Genomic DNA, 19,911 nt, shown 5'->3' on the forward strand with positions numbered 1-19,911 from the left:
CATACCGTTAACAGGTCCTAACGCAAAAACAACCCTTCGTCGGGAATCCGTCGTCCTTCCAGGGCGGCGGCGCGGCCCACCAGCAGCTCAATGGCTTTCCGGCCCGCCTCGCCTAGATCAAGGCTGTAGTCCGTGACAAAGGTTTCGATATGGGCCCGGGTCACGGCGTCGTCCAGCTCCTGCGCGTGGGAGCGGATAAAATCCCGCGAGGCCTCGGGATGGGCGCGGGCGTAGCGCAGGCTCCCGGCTATGGCCGTCTGCACGGCTTTGGCCGTTGCCGGGGGCACGTCACGGCGCACGGCGATGGCTCCCAGCGGCAACGGCACGTGGAACGCGCCTTCCCACCATTCCCCCAGATCCAGAATCCTGGTCAGGCCCATGCGTTGATAGGTGAAACGTCCCTCGTGGATAATCACGCCCAGGTCCGCGTCGCCGCGCGCCACGGCGGGCATGACCTCGCTGAAAAGCATTTCCCGGCGCGGCCCCTGAAAGCCGCCGTGCAGGGTGAGCAGCAGATTGGCCGTGGTCAGCAGGCCGGGCACGGCCACCCGCGCCGTGGCCCAGGCTTCCGGCGGCAGCGCTTCGCGGGCCACCACCAGCGGGCCGCAGCCCCAGCCCAGGGCCGCGCCCGAAGCCAGCAGGGCGTAATCGTCCATGATCCGCGCGGCCGCGCCCAAAGACATCTTGGTCACATCCAGTTCCTTGCGCCGGGCCAGGCCGTTGAGTTCCTCCACATCGGCCAGATGCGGCCTGAAGGCCACGGGCGCGGGCACCAGGCCCTGCAGCAGGGCATGGAAAATAAAAGTGTCATTGGGACAGGGCGAAAGGCCCAGGGAGAGCGTTTCAGACATAGGGGCGGACATTTTTTCCCTCACATTGACAGCGCACGCCGGGCGGGCTTAGTCTTGCCGACGGCCGTTTTGGCCGCCACTCCAGCGTACAGGACTTGCACATGCTTGACGCCGCACACTACGCCGCACTGGGCCTTTCGTCCATCCATGAAAAAGTGCTGTCCGGCCAGCGTCTGAATTTCGACGACGGCCTGGCCCTGTTCAACTGTCCGGACATCACCGCCGTGGGGGCCCTGGCCCTGCACGCGCGCCGCCGCCTGCACGGCGACGCGGCTTTTTACGTGGTCAACCGGCAGATCAACTATACCAACGTCTGCGTCAACGGCTGCACATTCTGCGCCTTCCGCCGCGACGAAGACAGCGAGCCCGGCGCGTTCCGCCTGAGCAAAGAGGATATCCTGGAGCGGCTGCGCGCGGCCCGGCAAGGCTCCCTGCACCTGGACGAACTGCACATCGTGGGCGGCTGTCATCCCAAACTGCGCCTGGACTGGTTTGAGGGCGTGCTGCGCACGGTGCGGGAGATCTACCCCGATCTGCCGCTCAAGGCCTTCACGCCCGTGGAAATCGAGCATTTCGCCAGGCTGGAGGGCATCAGCAGCCTGGAAGTGCTCCAGCGCCTCAAGGCCGTCGGTCTGGTCATGATGCCCGGCGGCGGCGCGGAAATTTTCGACGAGGAACTTCGCCCGCAAATCTGCCCGCACAAGGCCGACGCCAAGGCCTGGCTGCGCATTTCCGGCGAGGCGCACGGCCTGGGCATCAAGACCAACTGCACCATGCTTTACGGCCATCTGGAAAATCACGCCCAGCGCGTGGACCATCTCTGCCGTTTGCGCGAGCAGCAGGACAAAAGCGGCGGCTTCACCTGTTTCATCCCACTGCCCTTCCTCACTGAAAACAGCCGCCTCAAGTTGCCCGAGGACCGGCTGGGGCCCCAGCGCGGGCTGGACCAGCTGCGCACCGTGGCCGTGTCCCGGCTGATGCTGGACAACATTCCGCACCTCAAGGCCTACTGGATCATGATGGGGCCCAAACTGGCCCAGACCGCGCTCTGGTACGGGGCCGACGATCTGGACGGCACCATCGTGGAGGAGCGCATCGGGCATATGGCCGGGGCCGAATCCGCCCAGGGGCTGACCATTCCGGAGCTGGAAAACATGATCCGCCAGTCGGGCTTCAGGCCGGTACGGCGCAACGCCGTTTTTGAAACCATGTCGCCGGACGCCCCCGGCAAAAGCAGCCACGCGGAGGCGCGCTCATGAATTTCGCTCCCGCCCACAGCCCTTTTGAGGAAAACGCGCCCGAATTCGCGGACGTCCGCGAGGCGGCCGCGCTGGCCGCTGGTGGTCAGCGCCTGGATCGCGCCGCCGCCGAAGCCCTCTACTACAAAGCCAGCCTGCACACCCTGGCTGCTCTGGCCCACGCCATGCGCCTGCGCCTGCACCCCGAGCCGGTGGTGACCTATGTGGGCGACCGCAATATCAACTATTCCAATGTCTGTGTCTGCGGCTGCCGTTTCTGCGCCTTTTTCCGTCCCCCGGAAAGCGGCGAAGGCTATGTCATCAGCCGGGAGGAAATGGCCGAAAAGGTGGAGGAAACCCTGCTCCTGGGCGGCACCCAGATTTTGCTCCAGGGCGGGCACCATCCGGATCTGCCTCTGGAATGGTATGAAGACCTGCTGCGCTGGCTGCGCGAAACCTGGCCGGAACTGCACATTCACGCCTTTTCGCCACCGGAGATCTTTTTCTGGTCCGAAAAATTCGGCCTGACCGTGCCTGAAGTGCTCCGCCGCCTCAAGGCGGCCGGGCTGCACTCCCTGCCCGGCGGCGGCGCGGAAATCCTGCATAACGAGGTGCGGGCGCGGGTTTCGCCCAACAAATGTACGGCCGACCAGTGGCTGATGGTTATGGAAGAAGCCCACAAACTGGGCATGCGCACCACGGCCACCATGATGTTCGGCCATGAGGAGGAACCCTCCCACCGGCTGGACCACCTCTTTGCCGTGCGCGCCAGCCAGGACCGCACCCACGGCTTCACGGCCTTCATCCCCTGGACCTTCCAGCCCGCGCACACCCGCATCCACTGCGCGTCCCTGCCCGCGCCCGCCTATCTGCGGCTGCTGGCCGTTTCGCGCCTGGTGCTGGACAACGTGCCCAATATCCAGTCCTCCTGGGTGACCATGGGGCCGCAGGTGGCGCAGCTGGCGCTCTTCTACGGGGCCAATGATTTCGGCTCGCTGATGATCGAGGAGAACGTGGTGGCCGCTGCGGGCGTGTCCTACCGCCTGAGCCGCGGGGAAATCCACAAAATCATCCGCGCGGCGGGCTTCACGCCCGTGCAGCGCACCATGAACTACACGCCTGTGCGGCCCCAGCCCGAGGTTTAACCATGAGCACCCCCCACGTCCTGCGCATGGGCCGCATCAGCTATCTGAACGTGCTGCCCGTGTATCATCCCCTGGAAGCGGGCATCCTGCCCCACGACTTCGAGCTGGTCTCCGGGCCGCCCGCCCTGCTCAACGAGATGATGTCACGGGGCGAACTGCACGTCTCGTCCTGTTCCTGCTTCGAGTATGCCCGGCGGCCCGAGCGTTACTATCTGGTGGGGGATCTCTCCATCGGCTCGCGCGGCCCGGTCATGAGCGTGCTGCTGCTCTCGCGCCTGCCTGTTGAAGAGCTGGACGGGCACGAGATTCTGATCAGCGGCGAAAGCCACACCTCCGTGGCCCTGCTGCGTTTGCTCATGCGCGACCGCTACAAGCTCGACGTGCGCTTTTCCACCGGGCCGGTCACTCCGGCCCTGCGCTCGGACAACCCGCCCACGGCCTTTCTGGCCATCGGCGACGAAGCCCTGCGCCTGCGCAACCATCCGGACTATCCCTACCGTCTGGATCTGGCCGAAGCCTGGCGTGACTGGACAGGCCTGCCCTTCATTTTCGGGCTCTGGGTGGTCAGCCGGGAAGCCGCGGAACAGGGCCTGTTCAGCAGCGACCCCGGCGCCCTGCTGCGCCGGGGGCGGGACTGGGGCCTGTCTCACATGGATGTGATTCTGGATCTCACCGGCCTGGGCTGCCCGTTGTCGCGCGAGGAACTGCGCATCTATTACCGCGACGGCCTGGTCTACAGCCTGGGCGAAGAGGAATTGCAGGGCCTGCGACTCTTTTACAAAAAACTCGCGTCCGCGGACATGATCCCCGCCGCGCCGCCCCTGCGTTTTTTCAGCATGTAACATTACGACCGTCATGGCAAAGAAGCCGGGAGCGCTGATATGCGTCCCGGCTTCTTGTCGTACAGACCGCGTCTCCGCGTCCGTCGTCTTGCTTTTGGCGTCTACTTCATGGCATCGACAATGGCCTTGGCGCTGACCTGTCCCAGCACCTTGCCGTCCACCACCACTGCGGGCAGGCTTTTGACGCCGTAATAGCGGCAGAGCTGAACCGTCTGGTACATGTTCACATTGCCCGCATTATAACAGTATTTGGCCACCGCCAGTTCGTCCCTGGCGGGCACGGGCGGGCGCAATTTGGACAGGTACCCGTAATGAATGGGATAGTCCGTGGCCGTGGCCGTGGCGTCATATTCATTGGTAAAGGGCTTCACGCCGCCGGAACGCTTTTGCGCCGCCTTGACGGCGTTCCAGCGTTCAAGAGCGTAGCTCAGGTAGGGCATGGCCTGGCCTGGCCGGGAATAGGAAATCCAGATGGCAAGGCCCATCAGGTCCGTGCCGTAATTTTCCCGGCTGTTGCCGAACACGGCGATCTTACACTGCTTGGGTGATAAAGAGCGGCTGGCCTCAACCACCGCATGCCAGACCTTTTCGCTCTGGGGCGCGGAAAAATCGAGCAGGACCAGGACTTCATGAGGGGCCTTGGGATCGCCGAAAACCACGGGATAGAGTTCCTGACGCCAGTGCCCGCGGTAAGCGGCCTCGCCCTCGATGCTCTGGGTGTGCGCGCCCATCTTGCCGAGCATCTGCGAGGCTTCGGCAGACATTAGGCGGGTGTTGGGCAGGCGGTCATGCATATACGGGTTGAAGGCATTGGCCCCGCCGCCCGGCGTTCCCGGCGCAAGGACGGTTTCCGTTTCCGCGCCGAGGGCGGGATCGCCTGATGCGGCGGTTCCGGCCGCGCCGCAACCGGCCAGCAACAAACCCAGAAGCACTGTGGACACAAGAAGTCCGCGCATGATTCACCTCTTTGCTTAGGAAAATGACACAAACGCGCCGTCCGGCCCTGCCGGGGCGCGGTTCCGGATCAGATTAACTTTGAGATTTTAAAATCTCAAAGTTTTGAAGACGCCCGCTTCGGCATTCAACAGCGCAAATAAATTGCGCTTATGCCTCGCGGCGGCCGTCTGCTCACGCAGTCGCCGGAGCAATTTCACTTTGAAATTGTTTCGGATCACGCTTCAGATCCGGCTGCTCCGTTGTCTGCCGCCGCGTCGAAAGAACGCGCGGCGTCCTCAAGATGGCGCAGCCAGATTTCGGCAAATCCGGCATATTCCGCCGTGCCCTTGAGCACCGGCACACATTGGCGGCCGTCGGCCTCAATGCGCGAACGCCAGGATTGCGCCTGTTCCCCGGCCATGTCCTGCAGGGCGTGACGGCCCACCACCGAAAGCAGGGGCATAAGCCAGACCCGTTCCGACGTAAGCCGGGGCAAAATATCTTCCAGCACCACCGCGCCGTTCATGGTGCCCACATGCACGCGCGGGTCCAGGGCGCTCACGGCCTGTGCCAGGTCCCCATAACGGGCCACAGCCGCGTGCCGGGCTCCGTGCCCCATGAGCACCACATCCTCTCCGGGCGCGCGTTCCGGCGGCAGATGGCGCGTCAGGGCCAGAGCCGCCTGGGCCACATCCTCCGGCTCGGCCAGCAAAGGCGCGCCCACCCGGCAGACAAGGCCCTCTTGCGCGGCCACCTCATCCACGGCGGCGCAGACCTCGGCATGCTCGCGCCCGGGAATGGTCTGGAGCGGCTGCACGGCCACTTCGGTAAATTTTTCAAAACACAGCCGCCGCAGGGCCTTGAGCACGGAATCGCTTTTCTGCCTGGCTTTGGCCAGACGTTCGCGCAGCAACAGCGAGGTATAGGCCCAGCGCACCGGCAGGCCCGGAAAACGCGCACGCACGCGGGCGTCAAAATTTTTCAGGGCGCTCTGGCCCTGGGCGCTGCTCGCGCCGAAAGCCACCAGAAGAATTGCGCGTTTCATACCGCTGTGTTGTACGTCACTTGCCCGGGTCAGGCAAGGCGACTCATGCCGCAACAGCGCCGTCCGCCGGAAACTCTCAGATATTGACCCGGCTCCCCCAACAAGGCTACAGTACCCGCAACATGGTTACTCCGCCCGTTCCGTCGCGCCGTCAGGCCCCGGGGGCGGGAGAAGCCAGGGAGGTTCAGATGGCTAAGGCCTTGGTTCTGGGGGGCGCTACCGGTCTTTTGGGTCTGGCGCTCACACGCGTGCTCACGGAACGCGGCTGGCAGGTGGAAACCCTGGGCCGCGCCGACGGCAATCTGCTGGAGATGCCCTTTCTTGAGGAACGCTTGGCCAAGGCGGACGCGGACGCGGTGTTCAACGCCGTGGCCTGGACGCAGGTGGACGACGCCGAGGACCATCCCGAGGACGCCCTGCTCATGAACCGCACCCTGCCCGACGCTCTGGCCCGCGTGCTCAAGGCGCTGGGGCGAGGACATCTGGTGCATTTCAGCACGGATTTCGTCTTTTCCGGCCCGCATCAGACCCCCTGGCGCGAGGACGACGCGCCGCATCCGGCCGGGGTCTACGGCCGCACCAAACTGGCCGGCGAGGAAGCCGTGCTGCGCGTACTGCCCGAACGGAGCTGCGTGGTGCGCACGGCATGGCTGTTCGGACCGGGCCGCAAAAATTTCGTGGACACCATTCTGGCGGCCTGCCAGAAACGCGATGCCATCAGCGTGGTGCACGACCAATTCGGTTCGCCCACCTACAGTCTGGATCTGGCCCAATGGAGCACAAGCCTGGCGGAAAAGGAGGCCACGGGCATCTGGCACGCGGTCAACAGCGGCCAGGCCAGCTGGTGCGAACTGGCCTGCGAGGCTATTGCCCTGACCGCCGGACCCTGCCGTCTGGAGCCCATCGCCAGTTCCCAATGGCCCCAGAAGGCGCAGCGCCCGGTCTATTCCGTGCTGGACACCAGCAAGCTCAGCGAATTTCTGGGCAAGAAGCCACGCCCCTGGCCCCAGGCCCTGCGCGATTTTCTGTTCAGCGAATACGTGCCCGGCGCGCACGCCGACAAAGAGGGCACGCATTGAGCCGCAAACGTCCTTCCGGCGCCTGCGCCGCATGGAGGCGGCGGCTGGCCGCCCCGGCGGTTCTGGCTACACTGGTCTGCCTGATGTGGGGTCTTTGGGCCACGCCGCTTTCAGCCCGCCCGCAAAATCTGCGGCAACTGTCCGAGATCACCAATAAACTGACCGAAACCAGCGTCAGTTACGGGGCCATTCCCGCGCTCTACCGCCCGCGCTACGACCGCGTGCAGGACGCGGATCTGAACATGAGCCAGGAGGATGTGGTCTTTGTGGTCATGCTGCCGGGCGGGCCGCGCATTTATCCACAGCGCTTCATGGTCTGGCATCAGGTGGTCAACGAACTTATCGACGATGTGGCCTATGCCGTCACCTACTGCCCGATCACCGGCACGCTGATGGCCTACAACGCCTCCATGAACGGTCTGAACCTGATTTTTGATCTGGAGGGCCGCCTCTACGACGGCAACAGCGTGCTCATTGACCGTAATTCCGGCAGCCTCTGGCTCCAGGAGACGGGCATGGCCTTTGACGGACCGCTGCTGGGCCGGGGCATGCCCACCATTCCCGTATTCTGGACGACCTGGGGCGCGGCGCGCCGGGTCTACCCCGACGCCCCGGTGCTGGCCCAGCCGCGCGGCAGCCGCCCCTACGGCCGCGATCCTTACGGGAGTTATCTCAAAAAAAACACATACTACAACAACGATATCCTGGTCTATCCGGTGCAGCGTCTGGACCGGCGTTTTGCCCGCAAAACGCCCATGCTCTGTCTGGAATACGAAAATTTTCTGTTGGCTGTCGACATCGCCTACGTCAAAAAGAAAGGCGCGGTGAACTTTTTTCTGGGGCCGTCGGCCCTGCTGGCCGTGCATGATCCCCAACTGGACGTGGTCCGCATCTATAACCGCCAGATCTGGGCCGAGCCCTTTCTCTTCGTAAGCCAGTACGGCCGCCTTATGGACATCAATACGCGCAGCGTCTGGGATCCGAGCACGGGCAAGGCCCTGGACGGCAATATGCGGGGCGCGTCCATGAAGCAGTATTTCGGCGGCTATTCCATGTGGTTCGCATGGTACAGCCTGAACCCGGAAACCCTTGTGATTCCCGGCCCCGGCGAAGTGCCCGCCGATCTGCTTTCACTCACCCCGCCGGGCGTGGACGATCCGGCCGGGAAGAGCCCTCCGGCGAAGAATGGCGATGCGGCGGGTACGGGAAGTTCACAGCCGTAGGCTATCCGCTTCAGTCGTCCGCCAGTCAGTCTGCCAGCCGCAGCAAAACCGCCGCGCCGCCCAGCAGGGGCCGACGTTCCGACACGCGCAGGCCCGCCCGCTGGACGCAGCCTTCAAGACCGCCCTGCTTTAGAAAAGACGCAAACGCCGCGCCGCCGCGCCTACTTGGCCACAGGTCAGGCCAGAAGCCCAGCAAGGCGCGCGCCAGCAGACAGGCGGGCAGTTCCAGATTGCGCTCCGGCGGTTTGAAATCCGCCGCCAGCACTTCCCGTCCCGTCCGGGCGGCCAGGCTCAGCAGGGCCCCGCCCTCATCCAGAGGCAAGTACCACAGAGCGAATGCCAGACGGATGTACGCCGCGCTTCCCGGAGTCGCGGCCCGCAACCAGGCTTTGGAAGGATTGAGCGGCCCGCTCGTCGGCATGTCCAGCGCCGCCTTTGGCCAGGGCACGCGTTCGGCAAAAAAATTTCGGGGAAAGCGGGGCGGCGGGCAGAGAGCGTCAGTCACGCGCGCGGGCTCCGTCAAGCCGCTCCAGCAGGGCCGCGCGCACGGGGCCGTAGGTCGCGTTTTGCGGCAGGCCGTCCAGAAGGCGACGGGCATGGCCGTTTTCCACAAACTGGCGGCGGCTGGCCTCAAAGTGCATGTCAAAGAACCAGGTGCCGAGCAACACGCGAAAGTCATTGACGCTGCGCAGATCGGCATAGGCCGCCACCTGCCCGGCCCTGGCCGCGCGCAGCACGGCTTCCCCGGCCAGGGCCGGATCATCCGGCAGATTCAGGACCACCGTGGGGCTGTACGGGCCGGGCCCGCCCAGATGCTCGTCCATGATCCGCAGAATATCCAGCTTGTCCGCGTCGCGCACCACATGGGCGGCCAGTTCCGTCTCGCGCGGCAGATGCGCGGGCAAGGCAAAGCGATTGTGCAAGCCCACGGCGGCCAGCACGATCTTGCGTGTGGCCGCGTCCTCTCCGGCCAGACGCGCCTCACGCTTGAGGATTTTCACGCCCAGTTGGCCGTGATTGCAAGATTCCCGGTCTTTAAAAGTGTGGTAGCGCAGATACTGCTCAAAGCGCGCCACGTCGTGGTACAACGCGGCCAGCAGGCAGGCACGGGTCAGGGCGACGCCAAAGCCCTCGCTGGCCGCTATGCGGCGCGCATTGCCCAGCACGGCCATGGTGTGCCGGAGCTTCAGATCCATGGGCGCGGGGTCGCCCTGCTCCTTGGCGCGCTCCCGCGCGGCATAGGCCGCGAACCACTGTTCATGCAGGCAGATATCCGGATTCATGGCCTTGGATGTACGCCGGGGCGGCCCGCAAGGCAAGTCCGGGCCGGAAACCCGGTGTACTGGCGGCTTCAGGCCGCGTTGACGGTACCTGGGATTATTTTTAGCCTTACAGATTCTCCACTCAGCAGGAGGCCGCCATGCTCTATGCTCACAGCCTTCCGGATCAACCTGTTTCCCTCTGGCAGAGCCTTGAACAACATCTGCGGAAAAGCGCACAACGGGCCGAAACATTCGGACGCGCATTCGGCGCGGGCGATTGGGCCGCATTGGCCGCCCGGCTGCACGATCTGGGCAAGGCTTCGCCAGAGTTTCAGGCTTATATCAGCGGACAAGGCGGACGCCGCCGCATTGACCATTCCACCGCCGGGGCGCGCCTGCTCCTGCGGCATTGGAAGACTCGGGGAAAAGAAGGGGAACACATGGCCCTCTGGCTGGCCTATTGCATAGCCGGGCACCACGGCGGCCTGCCGGACCTGGGCGACGGGGCCTCGGATGCGGGCAGCCTGCGCTCCCGTCTGGACCCGTCCTATGCCGTTCCCGACTATTCCGCCGGATTGGATCTGGCGACGCCCGTTGACATTCCCCAACCGGGCGCTCTGCCCTTTCCCTTTCGCCTTTCCAGAGAACATGCCGCATTCAGCGTCAGTTTTTTCGTGCGCATGCTTTTTTCCTGTCTCACGGACGCGGATTTTCTGGATACGGAACATTTTTACGCTCCGGAGAATCGTCAGCAGCGTGACCGCTGGCCCTCTCTGGATACGCTATGCGAGCGGCTGCATGATTTTTTGTCCGCCCAAGGCTTTCTGCTCGCGACGTCTGGCGACAGCCCCATTGTAGCGGCCAGAAAAGAGATCCTTCAGCATTGTCTGAATGCCGCCGCGCTGCCGCCCGGCGCATTCACCCTCACGGTGCCCACCGGCGGCGGCAAAACGCTTTCCTCGCTGGCTTTCGCCCTGGAGCACGCCCGGCGGCATCATCTGGACAGAATCATTCTGGCGGCTCCCTACACCAGCATCATTGAACAGAATGCGCGGGTGCTGCGCGACGCCCTGGGCGCGGACGCCGTACTTGAACACCACAGCAACTATGTCCATCCCGTTGAGCAGGCGGCAGCGGACCAGACCGGGGAAAGCGACGCCCTCCAGGGGGCTGCCGCCCTGCCGTTCAGGCTGGCCGCCGAAAACTGGGCTGCGCCGGTTATCGTCACCACGGCGGTGCAGTTCTTCGAATCTCTGTTTTCCAGCCGTCCTTCCCGCTGCCGCAAGCTGCACAATATGACCCGCAGCGTGGTTATTCTGGATGAAGCGCAGATGCTGCCCGTTCCTCTGCTGGAGCCTTCGGTGCTGGCGCTGCGGGAGCTGACGGAACATTACGGCGCAAGCCTTGTGCTCTGCACCGCCACCCAGCCGGCGTTGCGCCGGGACGGCCCCCTGAAAAACGGCTTTGCAAAGAACAGTCTGCGCGAACTGATCCCCGCCCCACGGATGGCGGAGCTTTTCAAGACCTTCACGGCGCACCGGCGCCTGACCATCAGCCAGCCGGGCAAACTGAGTGATGAAGAGCTGGCCCGCCGCCTGCTGCGGGAACATCAGGTTCTCTGCATCGTCAACAGCCGCGCCCAGGCCCGCGCGGCCTATGAAAGTCTGGAGCGGGACGATGACGCCCACTTTCATTTGAGCGCGCGCATGACTCCCCGCCACCGGCTGCTCGTGCTGGACACCATACGTCAGCGTCTGCGCCGGGGCCTGCCCTGCCGGGTGGCCAGCACATCCCTCATCGAATGCGGGGTGGATATCAGCTTCCCCTGCGTATACCGGGTCCGGTGCGGGCTGGACTCCGTGGCCCAGGCAGCGGGCCGCTGCAACCGCTCCGGTGAACTGCCCTCCGGCAGTCTGCATGTCTATACGCCGGAAAGGCCCGTCTCCCGCGCGCAAGCCGATCTCTATCTGCGCGCCCGTTTTTTCAGTCAGGTGGCGGAAAAACATGCGGATATCCTCGCTCCGGAAGCTGTGGAAGCCTATTTCAGCGAGCTTTACGGCTTCGCGGATCTGGATGCGAAACACCTGCTGAAAACACTGCGCGAAAAAAACAGGCGCTTTGCCGTTCCCCACATCTTTGATTTCCGCACCATGGATGCTCTCTATCAGCTTATCCCGGAAGACACGGCGCCGGTCATAGTCACGCACGGCGTAAACGACGGCGGCGATCTGGCGGAAAAAAGCCACGCGCTTGTACGTCGCCTGGAAACGGAATACCCGCCCCACCGTCTGACCCTGCGTTTGCTGCAGGGCTTCAGCGTACAGGTATACCCATATGAGCTTGAACGGCTGCGCGCGGCAGGCAATCTGGAAAGGCTGCACGGCTGTTTTGACGTGCTGCGCAACGGCGCGGGTTATGATCCGAAACTGGGTCTGCTGGTGGACGATCCCACCCGCCAGACTCCGGAGGATTGCCTGTTTTAACTTTATAAGCCCAGTAATAGAATTATAGTCTATACTTTATACAAAATTCTTGTTACAGGTTTCTGACCTGAGGGAGTTCTCCTGCCCGCGCCCTCAGGAAGAGAGGTGGCCTGTACACAGGCCACCTCCGCAACAAAGGAGGAAGGCGGGTGGCGGCGTGACGTGTAAACAGCGCCTGTGAAAGCTGGTCGGCGCATCAGTACGCGCCGTGGATTGAAATAATTATTGGGCTTAGGGCAATTTCACGGTGAAATTGCTCGTGGCGGCCGCGTGAGCAGACGCCCGCCACGAGCTTCAGCCATTGGCGGCTATGCCGTCTTGCCTTGAATGAGGGCTGAGCCTAGACAGCGGTCATCCGCGCACCTGCGCGGGCATTTCTGAAACGGGCAACGCCGGAACCCGGCATGTTCAGGAGGTACGCATGGCCTACGGCATAGCACTGCATGTCTGGGGTGAATATGCATTATTCACACGACCGGAGACAAAATCAGAGCGCATGTCTTACGAGGTTATAACCCCGTCAGCGGCACGCGGCATTCTCGAAGCGATTCACTGGAAGCCGGCCATACGCTGGTTTATTGACAAACTGCATATTCTGAATCCCGTCTGTTTTGATTCCATACGCCGTAACGAGCTGGCCTGCAAAGGTTCGGCGCAAAATGCGTTACAAGCCATGAAAAAATCCGGTCCGCTGCATATCGCCGTTGAAGACGTGCGCCAGCAGCGGGCCGCGCTGGTGTTGCGCCGGGTGGCCTATGTGATCGAAGCTCATTTTGAACTTACGGACAAGGCCGGGCCGGACGACAACGAGGGCAAGCATCTGGACATTTTCAACCGCCGCGCCAGAACCGGACAGTGTTTTCACCGTCCCTGCCTGGGCTGTCGGGAATTTCCCGCCCATTTTTCCCTGCTGGAGGGCAGCCTGCCGCCTTCGCAACTGGCCGACGACGCGCCCCGCGATCTGGGCTGGATGCTCTATGACCTGGATTTCGCCCACAATATGCAACCCATTTTCTACCGGCCCCGCCTGGCGGGCGGCGTCATCGACGTGGCGGACTGCCTGCGCAGATCCGGGGAGGCACGGCCATGATTTTGAGTCAACTGGCGGCCTTTTATCAACGCATGCTTGAAGAGACGGATGCGGAACTGCCCCGTCCGGGCTATAGCCGCGAGCTGATCGGCTTTGTGCTGGTGCTCACTCCCGAGGGAGAGTTGCGGCACATTCTGCCCCGCCTGGACGACAAGGGCAAAGCCCGGCCCATGCTGGTGCCCGCGCCGCGAAAGCAGCCCGGCTCCGGCATCAGCCCCAATCTTTTCTGGGACAATACCGGCTACCTGCTGGGGGTGGACAACAAGGGCAAAGCCGAGCGCAGCGCCAAAACCTTTGCCGCCTTCCGACAGGCCCACGCGGCACTGGCCCGTGACACCGGCAATGCCCGGCTTGAGGCCGTGGCCGCCTTTCTGGAAGCCTGGCGTCCCGAGATGTTCGCCGGTCTGGACATCGGTGACCTTATTCTGGACAAAAACGGTATATTTCAGATTGAAGGAGATCAGGGCTTTTTACATGAGCAACCGGACATCCGCACCATCTGGGAAGAGCAGCGCCGCCCCTCCGGGGAGAATGGCCTGACCGGCGTCTGTCTGGTGACAGGAAAAAGCGCGCCCATCGCCCGCATTCATCCGCCTATCAAAGGCGTCAGCGGAGCCAACCCCACCGGCGCGGCCCTGGTTTCCTTTAACTGCGACGCCTTTGAATCCTACGGAAAAAACCAGAGTTACAACGCTCCCGTAAGCAGCGAGGCCGCCGAGGCTTATACCGCGGCGCTGAACTTTCTGTTGCGAAAGGACAGCGGGCACTGCCTGCGTCTGGGCTCCACCAGTCTCGTTTTCTGGACGGAGCAGCCCGGCCCGGCGGAAAAAATCTTTGCCTCCTGCCTGTTCTACGAGGACGGCGAGGCCGTGGAATGCGGCGCTGATACGGCTGAAGACAGGGAACTGCTGGGCAGGGCGCGCGCTGTCCTGCGCGCCGCGCGTGACGGGAAAAAACCGGCGGATAGCGATCTGGCGGCCCTGCGTGAGGCGGAAACGCGCTTTTTCCTGCTGGGCCTGAAGCCCAACCAGGCCCGCCTGGGCGTCAATCTGTGGCAAATCTCCTCGTTCGGGCAACTGCTGAACAACCTCAGCCGCCATTACCGCGATCTGGCCCTCGCGCCGCAGTATGCAGGCGATCCTCCCTTGCCGCCGCTCTGGATGCTGCTGCGGGAGCTGGCTCCGCAGGGCAAAACGGAAAATATTCCGGCCAGCCTGGGCGACGCCCTGTCCCGCGCGGTTCTCTCAGGCGGCCGCTACCCTGAAAATCTGCCGGCGATTGTCTTGCAACGCATCCGCGCGGACAAGAAGATTTCCTATTTGCGCACGGCGCTGCTCAAAGCCTTTCTGCTGCGCAATCATCCCTCACAAGGAGCCTGGACCATGGAACTTGACGACAACCGCAAAGACACTCCCTACCTGCTGGGCAGGCTTTTCGCCCTGCTGGAAAAAACGCAAAGCGACGCCGTGGGCGCGGTAGGCGCCTCCATCAAAGATCGCTACATCGGCGCCGCTTCCACTACGCCGCTTCTGGTCTTCCCGCAACTGCTGCGCCTGGCCCAGCACCATATCGGCAAGGCGGGCTATGGCAAATATAACGAAGACAAAATAGCCGGGGTCATGCGGGGCATCGACGTTTTCCCGCCCCACCTGACCCTGCCGGAACAGGGAGATTTCTTCATCGGCTATTACCATCAGCGCGTCGCCAATTATCAGAAAAAGGAAAAGGAGTAAGCCATGTCCGCTCTTGCCAACCGTTATGAATTCGTGCTGCTGTTTGATGTGGAAAACGGCAATCCCAACGGCGATCCGGACGCGGGCAATCTGCCCCGCATTGACCCGGAAACCGGCTGCGGCCTGGTCACGGACGTCTGTCTGAAGCGCAAGATCCGCAATTACGTGGGACTGGCCAAAAACGGGGAGGAAGGCTTCAATATCTACATCCAGGAAAAGGCCGTGCTCAACCAGCGCCATGAACAGGCCTACAAGGCTTGCGCTCTTGAGCCGGACAAAAACGGCAAACGCCTGCCCAAAAAAGCGGAGGACGCCGCCCGCGTGACGGCCTGGATGTGCGCCAATTTTTACGACGTGCGCGCCTTCGGGGCCGTCATGAGCACGGAGATCAATTGTGGGCAGGTGCGCGGCCCGGTGCAACTGGCCTTTGCCCGCAGCGTGGAGCCCATTGTGCCGCAGGAGGTCAGCATTACCCGCATGGCCGTCACCAATGAGAAGGATCTGGAAAAAGAACGCACCATGGGCCGTAAAGCCATTGTGCCCTACGGACTCTATCGGGCCGAAGGCTATATCTCCGCGCCGTTTGCGGAAAAAACCGGCTTTGACGAAAATGATCTTGAACTTCTCTGGGAAGCGCTGCGCACCATGTTTGAGCATGATCACTCCGCCGCGCGCGGAAAAATGAGTTCACGCAAACTCTTTGTCTTCAAGCATGCCAACCGGCTGGGCAACACGCCCGCACATGCGCTTTTCGAGCGCGTCACGGTAACGCGCAAGGGCTCCGGGACTGTTGCGGGTCCGGCCAGGGCTTTCAGCGATTACGACGTTCAGGTGCGGCGCGACGGTCTGGAGTCTGTCGAGATTCTGGAAAAATTGTAGGAAACGGAGTGCCCGCCCATGGACGAAGCGGACTTTGTGCCACTTTCCGCATTGCAGCATTATGCCTATTGCCCACGTCAGTGCGCGCTGATCCACCTGGAACAGATCTGGGAAGAAAACAGCCACACCGCCGAAGGCCGGCTCATGCACGAACGCGCTCACAGCGGGGAAAGCACGGCGCGCGGCCAGGTGCGTCTTGTGACGGACCTGCCGCTGCGCTCCGCCAGTCTGGGCGTCAGCGGCAAGGCAGATGTGGTGGAATTCAGGCGTTGCGGAAACATCTGGCAGCCCTATCCCGTAGAATATAAAAAAGGCTCGCCGCACGGACACGCGGAAGCCGACGCCGTGCAGGTCTGCGCACAGGCTCTCTGTCTTGAGGAAATGCTCTCAGTGGAGATCCCCGAAGCGGCGATCTTTTACGGAAGCCCTCGGCGCCGAAGCGTTATCCCTCTCACTCCGGACTTGCGCCGAAAAAGCGCGGCCATTGCTCTGGCCGTACATGAACTTTTCCGTAACGGCAAAACGCCGCTCCCGGAAGAACGGGGCCATTGCGCGGCCTGCTCCCTTCAAAATGCCTGCATGCCCGCCTGTGTGGAAAAACCCGCGCTGGCCGCGCACTATCTTGAATCCCTGTGGAGCGAGCCATGAAACGCCACCTCAACACGCTTTTTGTGACAACGCAAAACACCTGGCTGTCCAAGGACGGCGAGTGCGTCAGCCTGCGCGCGGAAGGCCGGGAACTGGGCAAAATCCCCATCCACACCATCGGGGCGCTGGTCTGCTTCGGACAGGTCACTTGCAGTTCCTTTTTGCTCGGCCATTGCGCCCGGAACGGCGTCGCCGTGTCCTGGCTCACGGAAAACGGGCGCTTCATGGCCTCAATGCACGGGCCTACCACGGGCAACGTGCTGCTGCGGCGCGAGCAGTACCGCAAAACAGACAGCACGGAGGGGGCGGTTCCTTTGGCCCGCGCCTTCATCACCGGTAAGATTGTCAATTGCCGCACGGTGTTGCGGCGAGCGGCCAGAGAACATCCCGAGAACCACGCCGACGGCGGTCTGGCCCGAGTCTGTGAAAGTCTCACATCCTGTCTGCAACGTCTGCCCCAGGCGCGGTCGCTTGAAGAAATCCGTGGCCTGGAGGGCGAGGCCGCCGGAATGTACTTCAGTGTTTTTGACCGCCTCGTCTCCGTCAAAGCGAAAGGCATACGCTTTGCCGGACGCAGCCGCCGTCCGCCGCTGGATGAGATCAATTGTCTGCTCTCCTTTTTATACACGCTGCTGGCGGCGGACCTGCGCGGGGCCATTGAAAGCGTCGGCCTTGATCCCGCGGTGGGCTTTCTGCATCGGGACAGGCCGGGCCGGCCGAGTCTCGCTCTGGATATGATGGAAGAATTCCGCCCTGTTCTGGCGGACAGACTGGCGCTGACGCTGGTCAACAGAGGTCAGATCCGGGCGAAGGATTTTGAGCAAACCGCGTCCGGAGCGGTCCTCCTGAAGGAAAAAGCCCGCAAGGAAGTGCTGGTGGCCTACCAGGAGCGCAAGCGCGAAGAGGTGCTGCATCCTTTTCTGAACGAACGCATGACCGCAGGCCTGCTCTGGCATATGCAGGCGCGCCTGCTGGCCCGGTATATCCGGGGCGAGATGGACGCCTATCCACCCTTTGTCATCAGGTGACACATGCTTGTTCTGGTGAGCTACGACGTCAATACGGAAGATGCGGCGGGGCGGCGGCGGTTGCGGCGCATCGCCCGGCATTGCGGAAATTGGGGGCAGCGCGTGCAGTTCTCTGTCTTTGAATGCGTTGTGGACCCGGCGCAGTGGAAAAGTCTGCGCGCGGCGCTGCTCAATGAGATGAATCAGGAAAAGGACAGCCTGCGCTTTTATTTCCTCGGCAGTGCGTGGCGAGGCAAGATAGAGCACCTAGGTGCAAAGCCGGGCTACGACCCAGAAGGCCCACTTATTTTCTGATGCGGGAACCTCAAGCTGACGGCTTTTCCCCGGCTGGTTCTCGATATGTATATTATCTTGAAATATAACATGAAAGTTTGTCGTTGTGCAAAAAAATGAGCGTTCCTGACAGAATGCCTCCAAGATGCCCGATATCAGGCCCGTAAATCCTTTAGCCTCGCAGGCCAACGCCTGTCACAGTCGCCTCCCGTGCGGAGGCGTGGATTGAAACACAATGAAGGCGGGTATGGTAAGGCAGGATAGGTAGTCGCCTCCCGTGCGGAGGCGTGGATTGAAACGGCATCAAGGAGGAGTTCCGCCTGCTGGGCCTGCCGTCGCCTCCCGTGCGGAGGCGTGGATTGAAACAGCTTCCACCGCAAGGCGGCCAGCTCTAAGCGAGCACGTCGCCTCCCGTGCGGAGGCGTGGATTGAAACTCGTATGACTCCCCCCAGATATCCCAGGCGCATTTGTCGCCTCCCGTGCGGAGGCGTGGATTGAAACCCACCCTGTGGAGCATGGGTGGGCGGCACGGATAGTCGCCTCCCGTGCGGAGGCGTGGATTGAAACGGGTCATGCCGGGCCAAGGTGGATGGCAACCGCGTCGCCTCCCGTGCGGAGGCGTGGATTGAAACCATTCGTCCCTTAGATGGAGAAGCCCGCCAATATCGTCGCCTCCCGTGCGGAGGCGTGGATTGAAACCTTACGAAGGGGCAGTCCTCCGCTGGTGTGGCGCGTCGCCTCCCGTGCGGAGGCGTGGATTGAAACCAGACCCGCGACGTGCGGGCCAAGCTGCCGGAGAGTCGCCTCCCGTGCGGAGGCGTGGATTGAAACAATTTCGGCGACAAGTTCGGTCAGGCTCTTTCCTGGTCGCCTCCCGTGCGGAGGCGTGGATTGAAACTCACCGGCAAGAGGGCGTTCAAAGACGGGAGCGTGTCGCCTCCCGTGCGGAGGCGTGGATTGAAACAGGTTCAGGGCGTGGGATTTGAGCTGGACGCTGATGTCGCCTCCCGTGCGGAGGCGTGGATTGAAACATGAATACACTTCTGGGAGGACAGGAGGCGGCTCAAGGTCGCCTCCCGTGCGGAGGCGTGGATTGAAACACCCGTAGCTTCTACTGGTGCGTCATATGATGTAGGTCGCCTCCCGTGCGGAGGCGTGGATTGAAACTGAACCATTTCCGGAGCATTGTGCTTGGCCCAGGTCGCCTCCCGTGCGGAGGCGTGGATTGAAACATAGCGCCATACCTCGCCCTCAATCATGGGAAACCGTCGCCTCCCGTGCGGAGGCGTGGATTGAAACATCCAAGGCGGCACGTGCGCTTTCAATTTCCTCCGGTCGCCTCCCGTGCGGAGGCGTGGATTGAAACATCCAAGGCGGCACGTGCGCTTTCAATTTCCTCCGGTCGCCTCCCGTGCGGAGGCGTGGATTGAAACGGCCGCATGGGAGACATACAGGCGCGATTGGATGGTCGCCTCCCGTGCGGAGGCGTGGATTGAAACACGCCCGTCAGCATGACGCCCGGAATGACCGCGCCGGTCGCCTCCCGTGCGGAGGCGTGGATTGAAACTCTGCCTTTTCCTGGCTCGCCAGATCCGATTGAACGTCGCCTCCCGTGCGGAGGCGTGGATTGAAACAAATCGGCCGGCAACGGCGGGGCCGAGGCCGGGTCGGTCGCCTCCCGTGCGGAGGCGTGGATTGAAACTTTTTTGGATGGTTCTTTCATGGCGCGCCTCTAGGTCGCCTCCCGTGCGGAGGCGTGGATTGAAACGATTAGAAGGTGCATACGGGCACGACCCTGGTCATGTCGCCTCCCGTGCGGAGGCGTGGATTGAAACTGCCCAACTACAATGCGACTAAAATGGCCGGCGCTGTCGCCTCCCGTGCGGAGGCGTGGATTGAAACTTGATGAACGCGGCGGCCGCTCGTACATGGCGGGGTCGCCTCCCGTGCGGAGGCGTGGATTGAAACAGGGGTATAGGGGGCCAGCAGACGTAGCCACAAGTCGCCTCCCGTGCGGAGGCGTGGATTGAAACTTGATGAACGCGGCGGCCGCTCGTACATGGCGGGGTCGCCTCCCGTGCGGAGGCGTGGATTGAAACAGGGTATAGGGGGCCAGCAGACGTAGCCACAAGTCGCCTCCCGTGCGGAGGCGTGG

At 62.8% G+C, this 19,911-nt stretch carries 17 protein-coding genes and 1 CRISPR repeat array; of the genes, 12 read left to right on the top strand and 5 right to left on the bottom strand.

The genetic code is table 11. From position 1 onward, the window contains the following. Positions 1-17: 17 nt before the first annotated feature. Positions 18-863 (bottom strand): 1,4-dihydroxy-6-naphthoate synthase, encoded by an 846-nt coding sequence (locus HMPREF1022_RS14935; protein WP_009303798.1) that lies wholly within the window; start codon positions 861-863, stop codon positions 18-20. An 89-nt stretch (positions 864-952) separates the two neighbouring features. Here HMPREF1022_RS14935 and mqnE point away from each other — a divergent pair, with 89 nt between their 5' ends. Genes mqnE through HMPREF1022_RS14950 form a run of 3 tightly spaced genes read left to right on the top strand, consistent with a single transcriptional unit; the run spans position 953 to position 4,076 of the window. Then, a complete protein-coding gene (gene mqnE, locus HMPREF1022_RS14940; RefSeq protein ID WP_009303800.1) occupies positions 953-2,110 on the top strand; it encodes an aminofutalosine synthase MqnE in 1,158 nt (385 codons plus the stop codon). Beyond that, entirely contained in the window at positions 2,107-3,234 is a 1,128-nt protein-coding gene (gene mqnC, locus HMPREF1022_RS14945; RefSeq protein ID WP_009303802.1) for a cyclic dehypoxanthinyl futalosine synthase, read from the top strand. The genes mqnE and mqnC overlap by 4 nt, the downstream gene beginning before the upstream one ends. Positions 3,235-3,236: 2 nt before the next feature. Then, positions 3,237-4,076 carry a menaquinone biosynthetic enzyme MqnA/MqnD family protein gene (locus HMPREF1022_RS14950; protein ID WP_008686012.1) on the top strand — a complete coding sequence of 280 codons (840 nt, stop codon included), beginning with the start codon at positions 3,237-3,239 and terminating at the stop codon, positions 4,074-4,076. A gap of 101 nt (positions 4,077-4,177) precedes the next feature. On the opposite strand, the gene HMPREF1022_RS14955 is transcribed toward HMPREF1022_RS14950, so the two are convergent. Next, on the bottom strand, positions 4,178-5,032 hold the full coding sequence (locus tag HMPREF1022_RS14955; protein WP_009303805.1) for a hypothetical protein: 855 nt from the start codon (positions 5,030-5,032) through the stop codon (positions 4,178-4,180). A gap of 215 nt (positions 5,033-5,247) precedes the next feature. Then, on the bottom strand, positions 5,248-6,057 hold the full coding sequence (locus HMPREF1022_RS14960) for a sirohydrochlorin cobaltochelatase (protein WP_008686015.1): 810 nt from the start codon (positions 6,055-6,057) through the stop codon (positions 5,248-5,250). A 188-nt stretch (positions 6,058-6,245) separates the two neighbouring features. On the opposite strand from HMPREF1022_RS14960, the gene rfbD reads away from it, so the two are divergent. Together rfbD and HMPREF1022_RS14970 are read left to right on the top strand one after the other, a co-directional pair. After that, a complete protein-coding gene (rfbD, locus tag HMPREF1022_RS14965) occupies positions 6,246-7,136 on the top strand; it encodes a dTDP-4-dehydrorhamnose reductase (RefSeq protein WP_008686016.1) in 891 nt (296 codons plus the stop codon). Further along, positions 7,133-8,359, top strand: coding sequence for a DUF3179 domain-containing protein (locus tag HMPREF1022_RS14970; protein ID WP_009303806.1), 1,227 nt, complete (start codon positions 7,133-7,135; stop codon positions 8,357-8,359). Before rfbD ends, HMPREF1022_RS14970 begins: the two co-directional genes overlap by 4 nt. A gap of 25 nt (positions 8,360-8,384) precedes the next feature. Here the strand turns inward: HMPREF1022_RS14970 and HMPREF1022_RS14975 are convergent, their stop codons facing one another. Next, the gene (locus tag HMPREF1022_RS14975; protein ID WP_083823340.1) at positions 8,385-8,864 is read right to left on the bottom strand and encodes a hypothetical protein; all 480 of its coding nucleotides are present in this window, start codon (positions 8,862-8,864) and stop codon (positions 8,385-8,387) included. Continuing rightward, entirely contained in the window at positions 8,857-9,642 is a 786-nt protein-coding gene (locus tag HMPREF1022_RS14980) for an HD domain-containing protein (protein ID WP_008686021.1), read from the bottom strand. The genes HMPREF1022_RS14975 and HMPREF1022_RS14980 overlap by 8 nt, the downstream gene beginning before the upstream one ends. A 137-nt stretch (positions 9,643-9,779) precedes the next feature. Between HMPREF1022_RS14980 and HMPREF1022_RS14985 the strand changes: the two genes are divergently transcribed. The 7 genes from HMPREF1022_RS14985 to cas2 all read left to right on the top strand — a co-directional run bounded on the left by HMPREF1022_RS14985 (position 9,780) and on the right by cas2 (position 17,776). Further along, positions 9,780-12,104 carry a CRISPR-associated helicase/endonuclease Cas3 gene (locus HMPREF1022_RS14985; RefSeq protein WP_009303809.1) on the top strand — a complete coding sequence of 775 codons (2,325 nt, stop codon included), beginning with the start codon at positions 9,780-9,782 and terminating at the stop codon, positions 12,102-12,104. Between the two features lie 421 nt (positions 12,105-12,525). After that, a complete protein-coding gene (gene cas5c / locus HMPREF1022_RS14990) occupies positions 12,526-13,194 on the top strand; it encodes a type I-C CRISPR-associated protein Cas5c (protein ID WP_008686024.1) in 669 nt (222 codons plus the stop codon). Beyond that, complete coding sequence (gene cas8c / locus HMPREF1022_RS14995) at positions 13,191-14,927, top strand: type I-C CRISPR-associated protein Cas8c/Csd1 (RefSeq protein WP_009303812.1); 1,737 nt, start codon at positions 13,191-13,193, stop codon at positions 14,925-14,927. The genes cas5c and cas8c overlap by 4 nt, the downstream gene beginning before the upstream one ends. Positions 14,928-14,930: 3 nt before the next feature. After that, the gene (gene cas7c, locus HMPREF1022_RS15000) at positions 14,931-15,806 is read left to right on the top strand and encodes a type I-C CRISPR-associated protein Cas7/Csd2 (RefSeq protein WP_009303814.1); all 876 of its coding nucleotides are present in this window, start codon (positions 14,931-14,933) and stop codon (positions 15,804-15,806) included. 18 nt (positions 15,807-15,824) lie between these two features. After that, positions 15,825-16,454: a CRISPR-associated protein Cas4 gene (gene cas4 / locus HMPREF1022_RS15005; RefSeq protein WP_008686028.1), complete on the top strand. Its 630-nt coding sequence runs from the start codon at positions 15,825-15,827 to the stop codon at positions 16,452-16,454. Then, positions 16,451-17,482, top strand: a complete 1,032-nt coding sequence (gene cas1c, locus HMPREF1022_RS15010) for a type I-C CRISPR-associated endonuclease Cas1c (RefSeq protein ID WP_008686029.1) — start codon at positions 16,451-16,453, stop codon at positions 17,480-17,482. Before cas4 ends, cas1c begins: the two co-directional genes overlap by 4 nt. A gap of 3 nt (positions 17,483-17,485) precedes the next feature. Continuing rightward, a complete protein-coding gene (gene cas2, locus HMPREF1022_RS15015; RefSeq protein WP_008686030.1) occupies positions 17,486-17,776 on the top strand; it encodes a CRISPR-associated endonuclease Cas2 in 291 nt (96 codons plus the stop codon). 179 nt (positions 17,777-17,955) lie between these two features. Beyond that, a CRISPR array of direct repeats spans positions 17,956-19,855; the repeat unit is 32 nt; unit sequence GTCGCCTCCCGTGCGGAGGCGTGGATTGAAAC. Positions 19,856-19,911 lie beyond the last annotated feature (56 nt).

The organism is Desulfovibrio sp. 6_1_46AFAA (genome assembly GCF_000224635.1).
In the GTDB taxonomy this organism is placed as follows: Bacteria; Desulfobacterota; Desulfovibrionia; order Desulfovibrionales; family Desulfovibrionaceae; genus Desulfovibrio; species Desulfovibrio fairfieldensis.

What these genes read in the sequence shown, in the direction of transcription:
- HMPREF1022_RS14935 (WP_009303798.1), bottom strand. Translation starts at nt 863, where the DNA reads ATGTCCGCCCCTATGTCTGAAACGCTCTCCCTGGGCCTTTCGCCCTGT.
- cas7c (WP_009303814.1), top strand. Translation starts at nt 14,931, where the DNA reads ATGTCCGCTCTTGCCAACCGTTATGAATTCGTGCTGCTGTTTGATGTG.
- cas8c (WP_009303812.1), top strand. Translation starts at nt 13,191, where the DNA reads ATGATTTTGAGTCAACTGGCGGCCTTTTATCAACGCATGCTTGAAGAG.
- rfbD (WP_008686016.1), top strand. Translation starts at nt 6,246, where the DNA reads ATGGCTAAGGCCTTGGTTCTGGGGGGCGCTACCGGTCTTTTGGGTCTG.
- cas5c (WP_008686024.1), top strand. Translation starts at nt 12,526, where the DNA reads ATGGCCTACGGCATAGCACTGCATGTCTGGGGTGAATATGCATTATTC.
- cas1c (WP_008686029.1), top strand. Translation starts at nt 16,451, where the DNA reads ATGAAACGCCACCTCAACACGCTTTTTGTGACAACGCAAAACACCTGG.
- HMPREF1022_RS14960 (WP_008686015.1), bottom strand. Translation starts at nt 6,057, where the DNA reads ATGAAACGCGCAATTCTTCTGGTGGCTTTCGGCGCGAGCAGCGCCCAG.
- HMPREF1022_RS14980 (WP_008686021.1), bottom strand. Translation starts at nt 9,642, where the DNA reads ATGAATCCGGATATCTGCCTGCATGAACAGTGGTTCGCGGCCTATGCC.
- HMPREF1022_RS14950 (WP_008686012.1), top strand. Translation starts at nt 3,237, where the DNA reads ATGAGCACCCCCCACGTCCTGCGCATGGGCCGCATCAGCTATCTGAAC.
- mqnE (WP_009303800.1), top strand. Translation starts at nt 953, where the DNA reads ATGCTTGACGCCGCACACTACGCCGCACTGGGCCTTTCGTCCATCCAT.
- cas2 (WP_008686030.1), top strand. Translation starts at nt 17,486, where the DNA reads ATGCTTGTTCTGGTGAGCTACGACGTCAATACGGAAGATGCGGCGGGG.
- cas4 (WP_008686028.1), top strand. Translation starts at nt 15,825, where the DNA reads ATGGACGAAGCGGACTTTGTGCCACTTTCCGCATTGCAGCATTATGCC.
- mqnC (WP_009303802.1), top strand. Translation starts at nt 2,107, where the DNA reads ATGAATTTCGCTCCCGCCCACAGCCCTTTTGAGGAAAACGCGCCCGAA.
- HMPREF1022_RS14985 (WP_009303809.1), top strand. Translation starts at nt 9,780, where the DNA reads ATGCTCTATGCTCACAGCCTTCCGGATCAACCTGTTTCCCTCTGGCAG.
- HMPREF1022_RS14955 (WP_009303805.1), bottom strand. Translation starts at nt 5,032, where the DNA reads ATGCGCGGACTTCTTGTGTCCACAGTGCTTCTGGGTTTGTTGCTGGCC.